Here is a 20,007-nt window from a genome sequence, read left to right on the forward strand (position 1 = left end):
ACAGGCAAGTTTGAGGGAGTAGGCAGGTAACCTGAGAAAGGTGCCGCAAGCGAGCAAACTGAAGGGGAAATTCATAAGACAAAAAAAGAGGAGGGGTTACCCCCTCCTCCTCTTGGCTCAACACCTCAACTTACTTCAGGTGACATGCAGTGCAAAGAGCACTTTTGCCCATGCTTCCACGGAGGAAAGGCACGTTTGCAGGGTCATGTACGTTGTGACAGGTGTTACACTCCACGGTGATGCCTTTGGCCAGCGGGAGTTTAAGGCCGGCAGTCGCACCAACCACACCGCCAGCTTCTACAGCAGAAAGAGTAGCAGTGGTGCCGCTGTACTTGGTGTTATCAAGGTAGTCCTGATACTTGATATTGATAGGATGGTCGTTGGTCAGGTCTGTACCAAGGTTAGCAGGGTTGGTTCCAATTGTGTCACTGCTTGCTGAAAGAGCAGTTACATCTTTCGGTTTGTTTACAACGGCCTTGAGGCTGCTGCCGTCATGGCAGCTCATGCACATGAGTGAGGGGCTGTCAGATTTAATCACTCCTTTTTGGCCACTCTCAAACCAGGAGGCCTGCTCGGCCCAGACACCGGATGTATACAGTTTGTAGCTTGTTGAAGTGGCGCTGTTCCTGTTCCACAGAGCCCGTGTCTCTTTGGAATTGTGAGGGGTGTGACAGAAAACACATACCTGCTGGGTGTTGGTGTTGTACACAGTCTGTGGGCCACCGGTCGAGAGGTCGTGCTTGCTGGCGACAACTGATGCGGCCATTGCACTACCGGCCATGGTCAGTACTGCTGCTGCTGTCAATAAAACTTTTTTCATCTTGATAATCCTCCTCTTTCATTTTTTTGTTGCTTGATTTAGATGCCTGGGTAAAACGACTGCTGTGATACTTAGTTCTTTCACCTTCCTTTCGTTATTGAATGAATGCGCCTGATGCTTGAAAAGCAATATTAGATTTGATTTAACATATAGCAACTTGCGTGCCAGCAGAGCAACCACCCCTAAGAGACTGTTATTGCTATATTTTCGATCCAACAAGACTTGACGATCGCGGCGCACTCATCGTTCAATAACGTTTTACCCAGCCATATAACTGCAAACTAAAAAGCGGTTGACAAGATCACTTGGCAACAGAAGAAGAGGAAACCGCTGCAACAGGGTTCTCTTTTTTATACTTGTCATTCATGTATTGAAAGATCTGGAAGCGGAGATTCATTTGATCTACCACATAGATGGTATCTTTCTGATCGATGAATATGCCGATGGGGAGCAAAAAACCGCCGGGGGCGACCTTTCTTTCAGCGGAGTAGCCTCCCCCGACAGTCAGCAGGTATTCCCCGGTTTCCGAAAAGACATTGATCGCATTTGCTCTGCCGTCAACGGAATAAAGATGATTTTCAGAGTCCGCAGCTATTCCCTTGGGCATCTGCAGTTCGCCTGGACGGTCTCCCCGCTGGCCTATGATCTGAAGCGATTTACCCTCCGGGTCCAGCAGCTGCAGCCGGCAATTCCTGGACTCGGAAACGGCAATGTTACCATTTCTCAATACGGCAACCCAGGTGGGCCCATAAAATTCCCCCGGTCCTGAACCGAGTTTGCCGATGGTTTTCATGTGTTTGCCATTGAGATCATAGACCTCAAGGTTGTGAACAACAGGGTCTGCCACAATGAGCCTTTTACGATCATTATCGATTGCAATGCCAAAAGGGCGCTTTGTGTCTTGCGTCAGGTTGATGGTGTTGATCAGTTTCTCGTCCCTGTTGAAAACGAACACTTTTTTAGCACTCGCATCGGAAACGTAGATATTGGCGTTGTTGTCCACGGCAATGCCCATGGGTTCTTTCATCATGGATTGCAGTTCCTTATCTTTTTCGGCAAAGACATGGACCTTGTTCTTGTTAAAATCATAGACGACGATCTGCATTTCGGATGGGTCGGTGATGTAGACGGTGCCGGAGCTGTCGGACGCTATGCCCATGGCACGGTTAAACCTGATCGGCTCCTCTTCGCCAACGATGTTTTTAAAAAACTTTTGGCTGCCCGTTTTGGGCAGATCATTCTCCGAACGATATGCTCCCAGCCACTCGATTTTTGGATCGTCCGGAAGGGGCGGCCAAAAGACGCGGTTTTTCGCGACGGGTGCTGACGCACAGCCGGCGATGATGCTTGAAATCGAAAGGTACAGCAAAACAACGACTACTGCTTTTACACTTTTCATACAAACTCCTTTTACCTTTACAGGATCGGATTATTTATTATGGCAGACCTGGCAGAGCTGCATCCTGTCTTCGACATTGTTCTGGAAAAAGAATCGGGCCTCTCCCCCATGGGGATTATGACAAGAGATACAGGAAAGATCACGGCCCGAGCCTGGTTTTGAGGGATCAGGCTTGTCTTTTAGCGGGTGACCCGCCCCGTCTGTCAGCCTCACCACATGGGTTTCCTTGCCGACAGATTCATGGCACGAGAGACACAGTTCGTTGATGGGTAGCCGCAATTGGCTGGTGAAGTTGCTGCCGTGGGGGTCATGGCAGATTTCGCACATTCCGGCTTCAATGGGACCGTGGAGGAATTTTTTCTTTTTGAACTCACTCGCCTTATCGGCGTGGCATTCATTGCATAACGCGGCATCGCGGAGCATCACGGCATATTTTGGTATTCCCTTGAGGTTGTGGCAGTAAGCACAAGAAAAGGTTCCGGCCGGACCATGCACAAAATTGGTATTTCCCATTTTCTTGTGACAACCATAGCATGGATTTTTTTTGTCCATGTTGGTGTCCAGCTGTGCTGTAGTAGGATTCATGTCATGGCATGGGCTGCAATATTTTTCCAGTTCAGGTACGTGCATGACATTCCGCTTATATTGGGACGGAACATTTGCGGCAGGCTTGTCGATGAAAAAAATTTCCGTTGAGGCCGCTTCAATCTTTTTCTCACCATCATACCCCTCAACGATAATCTCGTTCTTTCCACCATCCCATACCGGCTGTAGTATTACCAGGTCCTGAAATGCCTTCTTGTACTCGGCGGATCCGATCAGCATCGTATCACTGGCCAGGCCGTTAACAGTTACCTTGATCCCGGAAATCTGCGGGTTGTTCATTTTAAGGATCAGGTAATCAGAACGTTTGACAAGGGTTTTCGGAGAGGGATAGATAAAGGTTATTGCCGCGTCAGCGGAAAAACCCGCAAACAGAACCAATAACGCCGCAAAAAAAGCTGGTTTCCCTTTCAAAAAACATCTCCTATTACCAAATATGTTGCAACCGTAACCTTGATGTCAGAATTCATTGGTTTTTGTTCTGTCATAGGATTTGGGCTTGTGACAGCCAACGATACATGTGCCTCCGGTAGAAGTCTTCTGGAATTCAATGGGTATCTCCCATTTTCCAAAACCCGGAATCTTTCTTTTGATTAATTTTGCCTGTTCTGCTGCATGTGCATCATGGCAGGTTTTGCAAGACCGGCTTTATCTGTTTTGTTGACATGCAGATAATGCAGATTGCGGTCTCCGTCACGGAAGTCGGTCAGGCTGTCGGTCCGCCGGTCAAGGATCATCTCCGACGCATGACAGTCAAAACAAAGGGCAAAATTGTCAGGGTTGAAGGCAGATAAAAATTTTCCTGGAAATCTTTTCGCAGGTGCTTGCGGTATGGTGAGCCGTGGGAATCATGACAGGCAAGGCAGTTACCTTTCCTGACCGGGGCGTGGACCGACTTGCCGGACATGGCCGAGGCATCGTGGCAGCTCAAACAGAGTGCAGGAAGGCCCATCTTCAGAATAAAAGGATTGTCGGATTGATGGGGATCATGGCAAATAAAACACTTACCCTCAACAACAGGTCCATGCATGTATTTTTGCTGGAATTTATTCTCATGACAGTTCAGGCACTGGGCAATGCCTGTATCCTTGAGTAGCTTGTCGTTTGGAGATGAATGCGGTGTATGACAGAAAATGCAGTCGCCTGATGCCACCGGACCATGAACATTTTTGGCGGTGTCCAATGCTTCGTGACATTGACTGCAGAGCTTTGAACCATCGCCGACAAGAACAATGGCCTCTTTCTGTTCAGGATGCCGTTTGTCCTGGGCAAGCTGATGACAGGATGAGCATTCACCCGCAGCAAATGGTGAATGCCTTACGCTGGCTTTTTCCGAATCACTGTGACAGCGCCGGCAGTCGAGGGGTTCAGCTCTCAGGGTACCGGTACCCAGCAAAGACAACAGTATGGTCAAGGCAGACAGGAACGTAGGCCTGTATTTTATACGTATAGGTGTTGTCATCACCATTTTAGCTATTTAATCCATGTGCGAGTCAGGTGGCTCAGGACGGAATTTTCTTACTTGCCGTAACTATGCAGGCCGGACAGGAAAAGGTTGACGCCGAGATAGCAGAAAATGGTAGCGGCAAATCCGACGATGGAAAGGATGGCTGCCCTTCTGCCGACCCAGCCTCTGGTTATGCGTGCGTGGAGGAATGCGGCATATACGAACCAGACTATGAGTGACCAGGTTTCCTTAGGGTCCCAGCTCCAGTATGTGCCCCAGGCATAGTTTGCCCAGGCAGCGCCGGTGACGATGCCGAGGGTCAAGAGGGGAAAACCGATCATGATCGCCTTGTAATTCAGGTCGTCCAGAACTTTGACGGAGGGAAACATTCCGATTACCCCTCCTGCCGGTGAAGAAGCCGACGAATCCTCCTGTTTTTCACGAATGAGATACATGATGGAAAGGCCGCAGGCTACTGCAAATGCAGCATAACCCAGAAAACAGGTGACTACATGATACAAAAGCCAGTTACTTTGCAGAGCAGGCACCAATGGCTCTATGCCGCTGTCAAGGCCAAGCTGGGCCCAGGCCATGCCTAACAGAGCAAAGGGTACCACGAAAAAACCGACAGCCTGTATTTGTACTTGAAGTCGATGATCAGAAAAATAAGGATGATGGTCCAAGCGAAGAACACTACCGATTCAAAGAGGTTGGACAATGGAGCATGTCCGCGTCCCAGGTCGTAGGATTCCTTCCAGCGGAGACCGATGGCGGTCGTCTGGACTATAAAGCCGAAACCTGCAGCAATGGTACCGGAAAGCCCTATGCTTTTGTTTTTAGTGGCAAGAAATGCCAGAAATAGCAACGTTGAGAGCATGTAAGAAATTGTCGTAACGTTAAAGAGCATGGAACTGGACATTCGATCTTTCCTCCGCTGTGGCTACAGTTGGGTTTTAGAGAGTAATGTATTGACTTATTTAATACTACTGTCGAGCTTGGCAGCCAGTTCCTGGAATAAAAGCTCAAATCCTGCAGGATTCTTACTGGCAGTCCCCCCTAACGTAACACGACCATTGGCGACTCTGATCCAGATGCGTTTATGTGACATGAAGAACGCCATGCAAATGCCTACCACCATCAGAGAGCAACCAAGCCAGACCACCCATACCCCTGGATCCTTGGCAACCTGTAGTCCGGTATAGAACTTTTCGTCTTTGCCGTCAAAAGTGAAGATGAGGTCACTGCCACGTTTTTCATCGAAATCGCGGCAAGCGGGATTAAGCAGCACTATGGCGTATTCTTTTTTGCCGTTGGGGCGGGTAATCTCCAGTTTGGCCCCGGGCCCTGAACAACCGGGGAAGTCACTGCCGACCTCAGGCGCTACACCGATGATCTGCATGAAACCACCATCAGGTAGCGGTACCCGGTCTTCCTCGTGGGCGATCAGGGGCACAGGCTGCCCGCCATTTCGGCTTCTGACAGAGAAACGATAAAGTGTATCGCCGGCAGCCCCGTAGGAAGACTGATAGAATGTGATGCCTTTGTAGGTAAGCGGGTCGTTGACGATGACTTTTACATTTTCATAGTCTGGAACAGGCTTGCCGTTTTCAAAAACCGTGAGGATACTTTTGAATTCCTTTGGCGCACCGGTATCGTAAAACGAAACGGCAAATTTTTCACATCTGACGGAGAATCCCAGTGGGATGTTCTTGCCTGACCGGCTCTCAACAGAATCTACGCCGGTACCTTCGGCGATGTTGACATAGGCCTTGTACCCGAAAAAGGAGCCGATAAGCGCGCCAATGAATATAATAATAATGCTCAGATGAACTACATATACGCCAAGACGGCAATAGGGGCTTTTTTGGGCGAATAAGTGATATTCGCCGCCAGCCTCGGTCACAGTCGGCTCAGCGAATTCGGCTTTGAGAAATGCCGCCATTTTGTCCTTCATGGCTGGAGCGCTGCCTGGAGCTTTGATTTCGTGGGTATGGGAAAGCGATCTTTCGAATCCCTCATCCATGACCAACGTCGGTTCGGAAACAATCTTCCATACCCGCGGCAGCCTTTTGATGGAACAGGCAATGAGGTTGACCGTCAAAAGATAGAGAAGCAGAATGAACCACCAGGAGTGGTACATGTCGAAGAATCCAAGCTTCTCATAGAGCTGCATCTTAAAGGGGGTGATGGTCTGAAGGTATTCCTGGGGGACCGGCGCCTGGGGAATGACCGTGCCGATAATGGACGTTAAGGCAAGGCCGATAAGGAGGAAGATGGAAAGCTTCAGTGAACAGAAAAAATCCCACAACGTTTGTGCAAATCCGCGATTGTTTGTTGTCAAGGCTGTCTCCTGAGTTATTTATGATCATCTTCGGTGGGAAAACCATAACCGACAGGGCAGTATAAACTAAATCATCAACCGCGGCAAAATAAAATTTGATTAAGCTCCGCCTCGAAACTAAAAAAAGGGATGACAAGCAAATGTCACCCCTTCTCGATCACCCGGTTTAAATCGCGCAACTACTTCTTGTGGCACTCCCCGCATTTGGTCGGGCCGGCCTTCTTTGTTTCGTGGCAACCTTTGCAAAGCTTATGAGCGGCATCCTTGCCGAAGCCTTCAATCTTGCCCGGGCCCTTCTCGTGGCAGGCCTTGCAGTCTTTCAGGGACTCCTGGTGCTTCTTGTGCTCGAAGGTTACATTACCATTCTTTGCAGGCAGAGAAATGGTATCTGCTGCCATGGCAGCAACTGCACAAGTAAGGGTCAGTGCAACCGCAACAAAAATCTTTTTCATTCGAGTCACCTCCTTCACATTAAAATAAAAAACATGCGAAAAATAATACAACCAACCGGTTATTGTCAAGGCAAATCATTCATTAAAATTAGCAGTAATGTCTCAACAAGTTACGCCGTCAGCAATCTGGCGTCCTTTTCCTCCACTTCATCGGCCATGCTCTGCCGGAAGACGGCCAGCTTCCCGGCCAGTTCATTGTCTGCCAGCGCAAGTATCTGCACGGCGAACAAGCCGGCATTTTTCGCGCCGGCTTTGCCGATGGCCATGGTCGCCACGGGTATCCCTCCGGGCATCTGGACCGTTGAATATAATGCATCAACGCCATTGAGGGCGCCGCCAGGCATCGGCACACCTATGACAGGCAGAGTCGTCTCTGCAGCCACCACACCGGCCAGATGGGCAGCCATCCCAGCGCCGGCGATAATGACCCTGACACCACGCCCCCTTGCCTCTGCAGCCATGAGCCGGTTTTCTTGGGAGCACGGTGCGCAGATGAGATGCGCATCTCGTGGGACACGCCGAACTCTTTCAATACTTTGGCTGCTTCCTCCATTACCGGCAGATCAGATTCACTTCCCATGACGATTAAAACAAGAGATTTGCTCATTATTCGTAAACTCCCCGTTGATTGACGTATCAGATCAGGTTCCCCATCTGGATTTCAGCTCAATTTATTTGAATCACTTCTCCGAATTGAATGGCTGCCTCGTTGACATGGACCAGAAAATTTTCATTTCCTGCTGTTATGCTGTATTTACCAACTGGAGCCACGCCTGCGGCAGCGTTACCCGTTGTCGCATAAGGGATGATAAAGGTAAACTCACCATTGCTTCCGGCTATTGTTTCTTCGCGGTAGGTAAAGGGTCTGCCCCCCTGACTACCGAGCAGCAATTTTAGTGAAATGTTTTTACCGGGCTGGGCTCTGCCCTTCATGACGGCGCCAGGCACCAGCTCGAATATTTTGTAATGGCTGACAAATCCGGCATAGGGATCCACAAAACCATTTGCCGATTCAAATACCAGACGGTATTTACCCAGCGCGTGTTCCGTATTCCCTCCCACCCGGTAAGCCGAGCCATTCTGAATGTAAAGCCTGTAATACATCGTAGCCAAAGGGTTAAAAGTCTGCCCGGAAATTGTTGAATTGCTCTTCTTGATGCCAAATTCAGCAATTGATTTCAGGCAGGGAAGATTTCCGGTGACTTCATTGAGAAAAAGATAGCGAACCTTGTTCAGACGCAGGATATTTTCTGCATCCTCCGGCCTGGTGCTGGTCAGGAAAGATGCCGATTCGAAAAGGCCATGGGTCTCCCAGCCAAAATTTGTCGAGACTGTCGGTCGTCTTGCAACGTAGTCTATGTATGCGCCAAGGCTCCAGTCAGATAGTACGCCGTATTCCGGAACCTTTTCCGCTGAAAGGAAAAAGGAGGTAGCCGGTGTATTTTCACGAAGCCAGGCAAGGGAAGCCATAAGGTCCGATTTCTCACGGTCGGGCAGGGTGATATTGGGAAGGTCCTTGATATAAGCTGCAGAAGGCTGATCAGTAACAATAGTAACAGGCATGCTGAAGCATAGGCGTAGTACCTTTTCAAAAATGTTGAAGCTCTCTCGGTCCAGCAAAGGAAAAGTAACCCTGCTGACAGCGCAGTGGCAAGTGCAGCCAGGTGAATATATCGCTCGCGAAAAAAGGGAATTAACCAGAGCACCCCACCCCAGACGATGAATACCGAGTAGCGGAAATCCCTGAAGCTGCTGTTGCGCCACCGAATGAAGGACAGGATTAAAGCAGCAGGGACAAGCCAATAGAGAAAACTCATGGTTTCAGTGGCATGGCGGAGATCAAATTTCCCGGCAGGGAAAAGCATCGGGCGCAGCTCTGAAATGGAATCCAGCCAGGGATCTTCCCCGCCGATGACCGAAATCCCCGACAGCAGCTCAAGAAGAAATTTTTTACCTCCTGGAGCAAGTACTAAAAAAGCGGCAATGACCGCGATAACAGTGACCGCATGAAACTTTATTTTCGTTGTCTGCAGGTTGCCTAAAAGGTGGAGACACCCAGCAAATGAAGCCAGCAAAATGACATGGAACCACGAAATGATGCCGAAACTTACTCCCTGTGCAGTTCCCCACAGGTCGAAGGAGCACACTGGCAAAAGCAGCAGAGTCGCAAAAAGGCAGGCATTGCGCCCATATCGGGACAGTTTTTTTGCGTCCCGGCCAGAGACTCTTTCGGCTATGATCTGCACAGCGAGGGCCAGAAAAAAAAATTCCCCAGAAAATCACCGAGCCGCGCCAGATCAGGATGGAAAACACCATCAAGCCGCCGGTGCCCAAACAATCGATACTTGTCGGGCTCCCCTCGTCAAGATGTTCAAATGCTTTGAGGAGGGAGATCACTATTGCCAGGCAGACCATCGGTTCGGCAACATGGTGATCAAGCTCCGAAACAAGGGAATAGATGATGTGGCCCGGCAGCAAAGCAGTAACGCCTGCAGCAACAAAACCCGCTCTGCTGCCGAAAAATCGCACGCCTGCTGCATAAACCATAAAAATTGTGAAAAAGGAAAGAACCGGAGGAAGCCAGAATCCCAGCGTATGAGCCGTATGGACATCCCCCCGAACAGCAGCACAAGAGCAGAAATGAGATAATCAAAGACCGGTGACCAGATCTGGCCGGTACCGAGGGGATAGCCATAATACGAATCAAAGCTGGGAACGGCTGGAAAGCTGGTCATACCCAGGGTTATACGCCGTAGATGGTCATAACTGTCAGGGCCATAGAACAGATATTGGCCGTCCAGGCCGACAAAGTTCTTCCAGGGCAAGGAACGTAGCAAAAATGCTGTCAGGGCGAAAAAAAACAGAGCGCCCGGAGTCAGCCATTTTGACAGCTTTCCCTTGCTTTTGCTTTCGGCGGGCTCATCTGTAGCTGTGCCGGCTGGGTTGTCATTTTCTTTGCGTTCCAGTGTACCACCCTTAGCGAAACCTGTAACAGTTGCAGATGTTTCCCACCGAGATCAGCAGACTTATGCAACTACCTGCCGATAAGTGCCTTTCTTCCGATATCCTTCCGGTAGTGAACCCCACGCCAGGAAATGGTCGAAACCCCTGAATAAGCCGCTCTATAGCCTCTTTTACCGTAGAACCCAGGGCAGTAACACCCAGCACCCTGCCGCCATTGGTAATCAACCTGCCATTGTCCAGGGCCGTGCCGGCATGAAAAACAAAGAGATCGTCAGCATTGGCAACGTCAAGACCCGTAATCACGTCACCCTTTGCATAGTCACCCGGATAGTTCTGCGCGGCCATTACCACACATACAGCAGCTTTATCATGCCACTCGATCTGCACATTACTGATGTCTTTTTCGGCAACTGCCATTAGTACCGGTACGATATCCGATTTCATCCGCATCAGCAATGGCTGGCATTCCGGATCGCCGAACCTGGCATTGAACTCCAGGGTTTTGACATTATCGCCATCGATCATCAAACCGGCGTAGAGCACGCCGCGATATGGCCGCCCCTCGGCCGCCATGCCATCCACAGTGCGCCGCATCACTTCTTCCATGGCCTTTTCATGGATCGCCGGCGTAACCACGGGAGCCGGCGAATAAGCCCCCATCCCGCCGGTATTGGGACCGGTATCGCCATCGTAGACCGCCTTGTGGTCCTGGGCGCTGGCTAGTGGAATGATATTCTCGCCATCGGTGAAGGCAAGAAATGAGGCCTCCTCTCCCCTGAGAAACTCTTCTATGACAACTCGTGAGCCCGCTGAACCAAAGGCGTTGCCGGAAAGCATATCCGTTACGGCTGATACAGCTTCATCCGTGTCTGGGCAATTATCACCCCTTTCCCGGCAGCCAGTCCGTCAGCCTTGACAACAATGGGAACACCTACTTTATCGATGAAGGCTATGGCAGGCTCGACCTCTGTAAAAACCTCGTAAGCTGCCGTTGGCACATGATACTTTTTCATCAGATCCTTGGAGAACGCTTTACTTGCCTCGATAATGGCGGCATTCTTACGCGCCCCGAATATTTTCAGCCCGTACTCTTCGAAAAGATCCACTACTCCCAGTGAAAGTGGCAGTTCCGGTCCGACCACGGTCAGATCGATTGCCTCCTTCCTGGCAAAAGCAAGGAGTCCCGCCAGGTCGTCGACCTTGATCTGTACATTCTCTGCAATGGTGCCGATTCCCGGATTCCCAGGGGCACAATACACCTTCTCCACAAGCGGCGATTGGGCTATCTTCCAAACCAAGGCATGTTCACGTCCGCCACTTCCGATAACTAGAATTTTCAATTAAGCCTCCCGTCAATTGACCAAAGTACTGTGAAGAAGGTAATCAGTGCCTGAAATGGCGCATGGAAGTAAATACCATGGCCATGCCGTGCTCATCGGCTGCAGCGATAACTTCTTCATCCCGCATGCTGCCACCCGGCTGAATTACGGCAGTGATCCCAACCTGGGCTGCGTTATCTATCCCATCGCGGAATGGGAAAAAGGCATCTGAGGCCATCACGCACCGGCGACCTGCAGGCCGGCATGTTCCGCCTTGATTGCGGCTATGCGGGCAGAGTTGACCCGGCTCATCTGGCCGGCGCCGACACCGATGGTCATGCCGTCCTTGCCATAGACTATGGCATTTGACTTGACGAATTTCGCCACCCGCCAGGTGAAGAGGAGGTCGATCATCTCCTTTTCCGTCGGCTGACGCTTCGTTACCACTTTCAGTTCACCATGGAGGGAAAGGTCGGTTTGCTGGACCAGCAGTCCGCCGTTGACCCTTTTCAGATCCAGCCGGGCCAGGGATTCGGCCTGCCACTGTCCGCACTGGAGAAGGCGCACATTCTTTTTTGCCGCAATGATTTCGCTGGCCTTGGCCGAAACCTTGGGAGCAATGATCACCTCGACAAACTGGCGATCGACAATGGCCTTTGCCGCAGCTTCGTCCAACTCGCCGTTGAAGGCGATGATGCCTCCGAAGGCCGATTCGGGGTCTGTCTTGTAGGCACGGTCATAGGCGTCGAGCAGATTAGCGCCAATGGCAACGCCGCAGGGATTGGCATGTTTGACGATGACGCAGGCCGGCCCCTCGTTGAACTGCTTGATGCATTCCAGAGCCGCGTCAGTATCGCCGATGTTGTTGTAGGAAAGTTCCTTTCCCTGCAACTGTAGTGCAGTGGCTATGGATGCCTCCTTCACGTCGCGCTCCACATAAAAAGCAGCCGACTGGTGCGGGTTCTCGCCATAGCGCATCCCCTGGGCCTTTTTGAACTGAAGAGTCAGGGTATCGGGATATTCTGCAACACCTTCCCCGGTCCTGGCGCCCAACCAGTCGGAAATGGCCCCGTCATAGGCTGCCGTATGCTGATAAACCTTCACTGCCAGCCCGAAGTTGGTTGCGGAAGAAACAGCGCCCCCACTCTGCTTCATCTCGTCCAGCACTTTGCGATAATCGTTATGGTCCACCAGCACAGTCACATCGGCGTTGTTTTTTGCCGCAGAGCGGAGCATGGTCGGTCCGCCGATATCTATATTCTCGATGGCGTCCTCCAAGGTACAATCCGGCTTGGCAACAGTCGCCTCAAAGGGGTAGAGATTCACCACCACCATGTCGATAGGCTCTATGCCATGGGCCTTCATGGTAGCCACATGCTCCGCGTTGCCACGCATGCCGAGGAGACCGCCATGGACCTTGGGATGCAGGGTCTTCACCCGGCCGTCCAACATTTCAGGAAAGCCGGTAAACTCAGATACGTCCTTGACTGCAAGCCCGGCTTCGCGAAGGAGTTTGGCGGTGCCGCCGGTGGAGAGTATTTCCACTCCATACCCTGCCAGCTCTTTAGAGAAATCTACAATCCCTGTTTTGTCCGATACGCTGATCAGCGCGCGGGAAATTTTTGCCATGTCATGCTCCTTTTTTAAAATTTTTAGCGTTAAAAATAGAAAGAAAAAGCGGCAGGCTCGGTCTGTCGCACCTGAATATTAGATACAAGCAACCGTGACAAGCTGCACTTTATTGCTTCGGGAAATTCATGTACTCAAAAAAATTTTTCTCAAAGGCAGGGGTACCAGACAAGGGGATAACTTTGATCGCCTCAGCAAGTTTATCAAGAGAGGCAAAATCATCTGCGGCAAGGATTGCAGTTTCCACACCATGCAATGCCCCTTCATGGACAAAGCGACAGTTTTTTACCATGTTTTCACTGAAAATTCCAATATTTTTTAGGTCTTGAGAGGAAAGCACCACCCCAAAGGAGCCGGTCAGAATCACTTGCTTCAGATCCGTTTTATTCAGCCTGCATGGGACAGCAGTACTTCGATTCCTGCACTGATGGCACTTTTTGCCAGCTGGATCTGGCGAATATCGTTCTGGCTGAGGTAGATGCAGCGGTTTGCATCACGATAGAGAACGAAAATATTCTCCCCTTGCCGTTCCTGAACATGGTTTGCCAGATTGGAGGGAATTTCCTCCGGCGCCAACAGACGGCCGGTCTCATCAACTACCCCCTGCTCAAGCATGGCAGCGAGAGCGGCGATGGCCCCTGATCCGCAGATTCCGACCGGACTGCAGTCACCGATAACGTTGATTTCCGGTCTGCCTTTGTCCAAGTTGACGCGGTCGATGGCACCAGGCAAGGCGACCATGCCACAGGCAATATTACCTGCTTCAAAGGCGGGACCGGCAGCGGCTGAGGTGGCAAATATCTTCTCTCCTGCTGCCAGGGCAATCTCGCCATTAGTGCCAAGATCGAGATAAAGACAGGGATTATCATCGGTTTCGCCTTCCGTTAATGCACCGAAAAGAAACGCGACCAGATCTCCTCCCACATACCCCCCCGGCATGGGGAGTATACGACAGTCGACATCCAGTGCCCACCCCAGCTGTGTGGTGCGCAGCTTCATTCCCGAGGGGAAGAGGGGCCGGTAGGGAGGAAAGGCGAGTGAATTGACGGGAAGGCCCAGGAGGAGGTGTTCGATAACTGAATTACCGGCAGCTGCCATGCTGGCTATATCAGCGGCATTGACACCGGCTTTGGTGCACAGCTCCGTAGCAAGGGACTCCAGCTCTCCATTGATGAGCCTGGTCATTGCCTGTGATTCTTCATCGGAACTCAGCGCTGCAGCCAGACGGGTCACCACATCAGCGCCGAATTCGCGCTGCGGGTTCAGGCGGCCCGCTGAGGCCAGCCGCTCCCCGGTTACCCGATTCAAAAGGGACGCGGCAATGGTTGTCGTCCCCACGTCGAAGGCCAGGACCAATTGTTCAGATGATTTCAATGGGGAATTCTCCGCGCGGCAGCACCTCGCCGATGCAGACGGCAAAACAGTCGCTCTGGGCGGCACGGGCTAGAAAATGCTCCGCAGCTGTGGAGGCAAGGGAAATCAGGAGCCGCCAGAGGTCTGGGGATCAAAGAGCGGCAGAAGCTTGTCTCCCAAATTTCTGCCGTTGCCGACAAAAGGCTGGTAGTAATCGCGGTTACGGTAACAGCCCGCCGGAACCAGGCCGTCAGCAATCAGTGCACCAACAGGGGAGAGGACCGGAACGCTGGAAAGTCGGATGCCGATGGTTACCCCTGCGCCACGGGCCATTTCGCAAGCGTGCCCGACGAGGCCGAAACCGGTAACGTCGGTGGCGGCATGGGCGCCGCATTCCGCCATCAGCTCTGCGGCAACCTTGTTCAGCCTGCACATCCAGTCCGCAGCTTCTTCTGCATCTGCCGCAGAGATCATGCCCGCCTTTATTGCCGTGGATATGATACCGGTACCGAGCGGCTTGGTCAGGATCAGCTTGTCCCCGGGCTGCGAGGTGGAGTTCCTGATCACCCGGTCAGGATGGATCAGCCCGGTGACAGCCAGGCCGAATTTCAGCTCATCGTCTTCCACCGTGTGGCCGCCGACAAGGCATGCCCCAGCCTCTACCATGGCATCCTTGCCCCCGGCCAGAATCTGCGCAAGAATCTCGCCCGGCAGGTCGCAGGCCGGGAAAAACGCCAGGTTCATTGCCGTCACCGGCCGCCCCCCCATGGCGTAGACGTCGGAAAGGGCATTGACGGCGGCTATGCGGCCAAAGGTGAATGGATCGTCCACCAGTGGTGTAATGATGTCAGTGGTCTCCACCAGTGCCAGATCATCAGCAATGCGGTAAATGCCGGCATCGTCGCAGTCTCCGCACCCACCAGAAGAGCCGGGTCATCCGAATGCAGAAGACCGGCCAAAGCTTTCTCCAGGCCCGCCGGGCCCAGTTTGGCCGCTCAACCTGCCGCTTTCACCATATTGGTCAATTTTATCTTCTGCTTGGTCATTGATTGCCTGTTTTGTGATCTTCTAGATATATACGCGCGGCACCCTCTTGCTGATCCCGCAAAATATCTCGTAGGGAATGGTGCCCGCCAGCTCCGCCAGCTCTTCCGCATGGATGCAGTTGCCCTGGCCGTCGCAGCCTAACAGGATTACCTCGTCCCCCACCTGAATGCCCTGGATGTGGTCACATCGAGCATGATCCAGTCCATGCAGACGGTGCCAGCCACCCTTGCCCGCTGGCCGCGGATCAATGCTTCACCTTTGTTGGTCAGGCCGCGGTCATACCCATCGGCATAGCCTACCGGGACGCTTGCCACCAGGGTTTTACTTGCTCACATAGCGACGGGCATAGCTTATGGAGGTATCCGGTTCAACCCATTTCAGCATGGCAACCCTGCTTTTAAGCCGCATTACCGGTTTCACATCTATTTTCCCTTTGAAGTCGGCTGAAGGCAAGGCTCCGTAAAGGACAATACCCGGACGCATCAGGTTGCAAAAGGGTAAATCCCGGCTGAAGGCAGCGGCACTGTTGGCAATGTGCACATAGGTGGGAGAGAAGCCGACTTTCTTCGCTTCCTGCAGCACCTGGGCAAACCTTTCCGCCTGCTGTGCAGTATAGCGGCCGCCGCTTTCGTCCAGTTCGTCGGCTGAAGCAAAATGGGAAAAAATACCCTCCAGCTCGATATTTTTCAGCCCCCGCAATTCCCGAAGGAAAGCCGCGGCCTCGGCAATGGTTACGCCGAGCGCCCCATGCCGGTGTCGACCTTAAGATGGACCTTGGCCTTGCGGTAAAGTTTTCGGGCTGTTTCATCCAAAGCCTTGGCCTGCTCCAGGCTGAAAACCGCCGTGGAAATGTTAAAGCCCACGCATTTCTTTTCCTGGCCCGGATAAATTCCTCCGAGGATCAGGATGGGGCGATCGATGCCGCTTTTGCGCAGCTGGATCCCTTCTGCCAGAAAAGCAACACCGAAGGCGGTAACTCCAAGGGATTCCAGTTCCAGGGAAATATCCATGAAACCGTGGCCATAGGCATCTGCCTTGACCACCGCCAGCAGGCCGCAACCCGGCCTGGCCACCTTTTTTACCTCAAGAAAATTGTGCCTGAGAGCGGATAAATCGATCTCGGCTATGGTAGGGCGACTGTCGATAATCAGTTTCAGACTCCATCTGCCGTAATTGACTAATTGCCTAATGGGGCGATGGAAGATTTTCTAGCACGTATCTCCGACACTGTAAAGATGAATTGCTTTTCGTCGGAAACGGCTCTTTTTGTACCTGCACAATCCATCTTACACCCGCAATAAATCATTGACTAAACAGCAAATATATTTTAGGTTATGTGACTTTTGTATACATCCAGAAATAGCAAACAATAGAATGAGTTTGGCTGACGCTGAAATCATTTGTACTGTCCGGATTTTCAGGCGCAGAAAAAGTGGCCAGACATAACCGATTTACCTCTGAAAAGCCGCGACCTTATTGCCGCGGCTTTTCCTGCTTTGCCCCGGCTTTTACGTTCGTAGCAGGATGTCCATGGAAAACAGAAAAGATTTTCTCCGTCTTGTAGTCGATCGGGACTTTAATAACTCCCCCATCAGAGGGGTGTATCTGATTACCGATGAAGGAACTCGGCTTGCCGAACGGGTGAAGGCAGCATCAACAGCGGTGTCAGCGTCGTTCAATATCGGAAAAAAACAGGTGAGCCTGGCGAAAAACTGTCCATCGGCCTGCAGCTGAAAAAACAATGTGCCGAAGCAGGCGTCACCTTTCTCGTCAATGATGATCTGGCGCTGGCCAAGGCCCTTGACGCAGACGGGCTTCATCTTGGCCAGGAGGACGGCAGTTCGCTGGAGGCACGGCGGGAGCTTGGCCCGCGAAAGATCATCGGTGTATCCACCCACAACCTGGAAGAAGCCCTCAAGGCTCAGTCCGACGGTGCCGATTACATAGGTCTGGGCGCCATGTTCCCCACCGACAGCAAGGAGATCAGCCATTTGGCCGGCCCTGAAGCATTGCCGGCAATAAAGGAACGGGTGAAACTGCCTGTCGTTGCCATAGGGGGTATCAATCGTGACAACGGCAGTCAGATAGTCGATAACGGCGCAGACGCCCTGGCGGTTATTTCGGCGATCCTGGGGCACAGGGAGCCGGGCCTGGCAGCTGCCGAACTTGCACTTCTTTTCAACCGCAGAGCACAATTCCCCCGCGGCAATGTCCTTACCATCGCCGGCAGCGACTCCGGCGGCGGGGCCGGCATTCAGGCCGACCTGAAAACCATCACCCTTCTCGGCTCCTATGGTGCGTCGGCAATGACTGCCCTCACAGCCCAGAATACCCGCGGAGTCGCAGCCATCCATGGTGTGCCTGCAGAATTCCTGGCGCAGCAACTGGATTCCGTTCTGTCCGATATCCACGTAGACGTGGTAAAGACAGGCATGCTTTTCTCCGCAGACAACATCGGCATCATCGCCGACAAGCTGCAGCAGTATGGCAAGAAGATCATCATCATAGATCCGGTGATGCTGGCCAAGGGTGGAGCAGAACTCATCGACCGGGAAGCATTGGCCGTCTTCAAGAAGAGACTTCTCCCGGGCGCCTACCTGCTGACACCGAACATTCCGGAAGCTGAGAAACTGACAGGCTTCACCGTAAGCTGCGAGGATGACATGCAACGGGCTGCAAAAACCCTGCACCAGATGGGGGCCAGGAACGTACTCGTAAAAGGAGGCCATCTGGCAGAAGGAACTGCCGTGGACATCCTTTTTGACGGAAAAACTTCAGCCAGTTTCCGGTGCCGCGCATTCTCACCAAAAACACCCATGGCACCGGCTGCACGTTGGCCTCGGCCATTTCCACCTTCCTGGCCCAAGGCGAGCCGCTGCCGCAGGCGGTTGCCCGCGCCAAGGAATTCATCACCGCTGCAATAAAACTGGCCCACCCTTTAGGTAAAGGACACGGACCGGTAAACCATTATATGGCGGCACAAAAGGTCCGCTGTCAACAAGGCGTGCCATGTCAGGAGTAACTATGGAAAAGACACAACTGGAATCTGCCCGCCAGGGCATCGTTACCAAGGAAATGAAGGAAGCAGCCCTTGCCGAAGGCGTTTCCCCGGAATTCATCCGTGACGGGCTGGTTGCTGGAAATATCATCATCTGCCACAACATAAAACATGGCAATGGCCGCCCTCTGGCTGTAGGCAAAGGGCTCCGCACCAAGATCAACGCCAATATCGGCAGTTCGGCCGACGATCTGGATATCGCCAAGGAACTGGAAAAGGCCAGGGTCGCTGTCAAACACGGTGCCGACGCCATCATGGATCTTTCCACCGGCGGACCTGTGGACGAAATAAGGCGCGCCATCATAGCCGAAACTACTGCCTGCATCGGCTCGGTGCCTCTCTATCAGGCAGCGCTGGATGCTGTCCGGACAAAGAACAAGGCCATCGTCGACATGACGGTTGACGATATTTTCGAAGGAATCATCAAGCACGCCGAAGATGGCGTCGACTTCATCACCGTGCATTGCGGCGTCACCAGAAGCACTGTGGAAAGGATGCGCAACGAAGGCAGAATCATGGACGTGGTCTCCCGCGGCGGCGCCTTCACCATCGAGTGGATGACCTACAACAAAAAGGAAAACCCGCTCTTCGAGCACTTCGATCGTCTGCTGGAGATCACCAAGGCCTATGACATGACCCTCTCCCTCGGCGACGGCTTTCGCCCCGGCTGTCTGGCTGATGCCACCGATCGCGCCCAAATCCATGAGCTGATCCTCCTCGGCGAACTGACACAACGGGCCCAGGATTTCGGCGTCCAGGTGATGATCGAAGGCCCCGGCCACATGCCCCTAAGTCAGATCGAGGCAAATATCCAGTTGCAGAAGCGGCTCTGCCACGGCGCACCGTTCTATGTGCTTGGCCCGCTGGTCACGGATATCGCCCCCGGCTACGACCACATCACCAGCGCCATCGGCGGCACCATCGCCGCTGCCGCCGGCGCCGACTTCCTCTGCTATGTCACGCCGAGCGAGCACCTCCGCCTACCCACCGTCGACGATGTCCGCGAGGGAGTCATCGCCTCCCGCATCGCCGGCCATGCCGCGGATATCGTCAAAGGGGTCAAGGGCGCCATGGAGAAGGATATCCAGATGGCCCGCTGCAGGAAGAAGCTCGACTGGGAAGGGCAGTTTGCCTTGGCCATCGATCCGGAAAAAGCCCGGCGCCTCCGCGCCGAATCAGGGGTTGCAGAACATGGCGCCTGCACCATGTGCGGTGAGTTTTGTGCTTACAAGGTTATGGATGACGCCATGGAAAAACAGGCGGCCAAGGCCAAGTAAATGACCGTATGCCTGCAAATGGGTTGACTTGACGCAGGAATTGATATAATAGAATAGCTCGATTGGCCATCTTAGCTCAGTTGGTAGAGCAACTGATTCGTAATCAGTAGGTCGACGGTTCGACTCCGTTAGATGGCTCCAGAATAAGACAAGGGGTTTACAGCGTAGGCTGTAAACCCTTTTTGTTTGCTCGGGGTTCCGAGTTTAAGCCTCCCACGGGAGCAGTTTCCTTAGTGCTGCCAGGTCGATAATGGTCTTTTCCATGGCGCCTCCTGCACTATGCAACACCGTTAGGAGT

Annotated in this window: 10 protein-coding genes, 1 tRNA gene and 9 pseudogenes; 3 read left to right on the forward strand and 17 right to left on the reverse strand. The window is 52.5% G+C overall.

All coding sequences use genetic code 11. The features are described from left to right. Positions 1-130: 130 nt before the first annotated feature. The 17 genes and pseudogenes from JCM15764_RS17095 to alr form a co-directional block, all read right to left on the reverse strand. Positions 131-820, reverse strand: a complete 690-nt coding sequence (locus JCM15764_RS17095; RefSeq protein ID WP_054697889.1) for a cytochrome c3 family protein — start codon at positions 818-820, stop codon at positions 131-133. A 301-nt stretch (positions 821-1,121) separates the two neighbouring features. Continuing rightward, positions 1,122-2,219 (reverse strand): SMP-30/gluconolactonase/LRE family protein, encoded by a 1,098-nt coding sequence (locus tag JCM15764_RS17100; protein ID WP_054697892.1) that lies wholly within the window; start codon positions 2,217-2,219, stop codon positions 1,122-1,124. 30 nt (positions 2,220-2,249) lie between these two features. Beyond that, positions 2,250-3,236 carry a cytochrome c3 family protein gene (locus JCM15764_RS17105; protein ID WP_054697896.1) on the reverse strand — a complete coding sequence of 329 codons (987 nt, stop codon included), beginning with the start codon at positions 3,234-3,236 and terminating at the stop codon, positions 2,250-2,252. 45 nt (positions 3,237-3,281) lie between these two features. Continuing rightward, positions 3,282-3,437, reverse strand: a pseudogene (locus JCM15764_RS28735) (cytochrome c3 family protein); the annotation flags it as partial. Then, positions 3,416-3,559 (reverse strand): hypothetical protein, encoded by a 144-nt coding sequence (locus tag JCM15764_RS24740; RefSeq protein ID WP_243689286.1) that lies wholly within the window; start codon positions 3,557-3,559, stop codon positions 3,416-3,418. The gene JCM15764_RS24740 and the pseudogene JCM15764_RS28735, both read right to left, overlap by 22 nt. Further along, complete coding sequence (locus JCM15764_RS17110; protein WP_243689287.1) at positions 3,556-4,236, reverse strand: cytochrome c3 family protein; 681 nt, start codon at positions 4,234-4,236, stop codon at positions 3,556-3,558. Before JCM15764_RS17110 ends, JCM15764_RS24740 begins: the two co-directional genes overlap by 4 nt. Before the next feature lie 104 nt (positions 4,237-4,340). Further along, positions 4,341-5,188: pseudogene (gene ccsB / locus JCM15764_RS17115) on the reverse strand (c-type cytochrome biogenesis protein CcsB). A 54-nt stretch (positions 5,189-5,242) separates the two neighbouring features. Continuing rightward, the gene (gene resB / locus JCM15764_RS17120; protein WP_054697902.1) at positions 5,243-6,610 is read right to left on the reverse strand and encodes a cytochrome c biogenesis protein ResB; all 1,368 of its coding nucleotides are present in this window, start codon (positions 6,608-6,610) and stop codon (positions 5,243-5,245) included. A gap of 179 nt (positions 6,611-6,789) precedes the next feature. Next, on the reverse strand, positions 6,790-7,062 hold the full coding sequence (locus JCM15764_RS17125) for a cytochrome c7 (RefSeq protein WP_054697904.1): 273 nt from the start codon (positions 7,060-7,062) through the stop codon (positions 6,790-6,792). Positions 7,063-7,172: 110 nt separating this feature from the next. Continuing rightward, positions 7,173-7,669: pseudogene (gene purE / locus JCM15764_RS17130) on the reverse strand (5-(carboxyamino)imidazole ribonucleotide mutase). A 59-nt stretch (positions 7,670-7,728) separates the two neighbouring features. After that, positions 7,729-8,682, reverse strand: coding sequence for a hypothetical protein (locus tag JCM15764_RS17135; RefSeq protein ID WP_054697907.1), 954 nt, complete (start codon positions 8,680-8,682; stop codon positions 7,729-7,731). A gap of 330 nt (positions 8,683-9,012) precedes the next feature. Further along, complete coding sequence (locus tag JCM15764_RS24745; protein ID WP_243689288.1) at positions 9,013-9,591, reverse strand: hypothetical protein; 579 nt, start codon at positions 9,589-9,591, stop codon at positions 9,013-9,015. A gap of 505 nt (positions 9,592-10,096) precedes the next feature. Beyond that, positions 10,097-11,366, reverse strand: a pseudogene (gene purD, locus JCM15764_RS17145) (phosphoribosylamine--glycine ligase). Positions 11,367-11,409: 43 nt separating this feature from the next. Beyond that, a pseudogene (gene purH / locus JCM15764_RS17150) lies at positions 11,410-12,974 on the reverse strand (bifunctional phosphoribosylaminoimidazolecarboxamide formyltransferase/IMP cyclohydrolase). 109 nt (positions 12,975-13,083) lie between these two features. Beyond that, positions 13,084-14,414 (reverse strand): annotated as a pseudogene (locus tag JCM15764_RS17155) (ASKHA domain-containing protein). After that, positions 14,335-15,373 (reverse strand): annotated as a pseudogene (selD, locus tag JCM15764_RS17160) (selenide, water dikinase SelD). Before selD ends, JCM15764_RS17155 begins: the two co-directional pseudogenes overlap by 80 nt. 22 nt (positions 15,374-15,395) lie before the next feature. After that, positions 15,396-16,519, reverse strand: a pseudogene (gene alr / locus JCM15764_RS17165) (alanine racemase). 385 nt (positions 16,520-16,904) lie between these two features. Here alr and thiD point away from each other — a divergent pair. The 3 genes and pseudogenes from thiD (at position 16,905) to JCM15764_RS17180 (ending at position 19,850) form a co-directional block, all read left to right on the forward strand. Next, positions 16,905-18,396, forward strand: a pseudogene (thiD, locus tag JCM15764_RS17170) (bifunctional hydroxymethylpyrimidine kinase/phosphomethylpyrimidine kinase). 2 nt (positions 18,397-18,398) lie between these two features. Further along, positions 18,399-19,709, forward strand: a complete 1,311-nt coding sequence (gene thiC, locus JCM15764_RS17175) for a phosphomethylpyrimidine synthase ThiC (protein WP_054697913.1) — start codon at positions 18,399-18,401, stop codon at positions 19,707-19,709. A 65-nt stretch (positions 19,710-19,774) separates the two neighbouring features. Beyond that, a tRNA-Thr gene (locus JCM15764_RS17180) sits at positions 19,775-19,850 on the forward strand. The last annotated feature ends 157 nt before the right edge of the window (positions 19,851-20,007 follow it).

This window comes from Geotalea toluenoxydans JCM 15764, from assembly GCF_001311985.1.
Classification (GTDB): Bacteria; Desulfobacterota; Desulfuromonadia; order Geobacterales; family Geobacteraceae; genus Geotalea; species Geotalea toluenoxydans.

Coding starts and splice junctions, on each gene's coding strand:
- JCM15764_RS17095 (WP_054697889.1), bottom strand. CDS start 820: ATGAAAAAAGTTTTATTGACAGCAGCAGCAGTACTGACCATGGCCGGT.
- JCM15764_RS17100 (WP_054697892.1), bottom strand. CDS start 2,219: ATGAAAAGTGTAAAAGCAGTAGTCGTTGTTTTGCTGTACCTTTCGATT.
- JCM15764_RS24740 (WP_243689286.1), bottom strand. CDS start 3,559: ATGATCCTTGACCGGCGGACCGACAGCCTGACCGACTTCCGTGACGGA.
- JCM15764_RS17125 (WP_054697904.1), bottom strand. CDS start 7,062: ATGAAAAAGATTTTTGTTGCGGTTGCACTGACCCTTACTTGTGCAGTT.
- thiC (WP_054697913.1), top strand. CDS start 18,399: ATGGAAAAGACACAACTGGAATCTGCCCGCCAGGGCATCGTTACCAAG.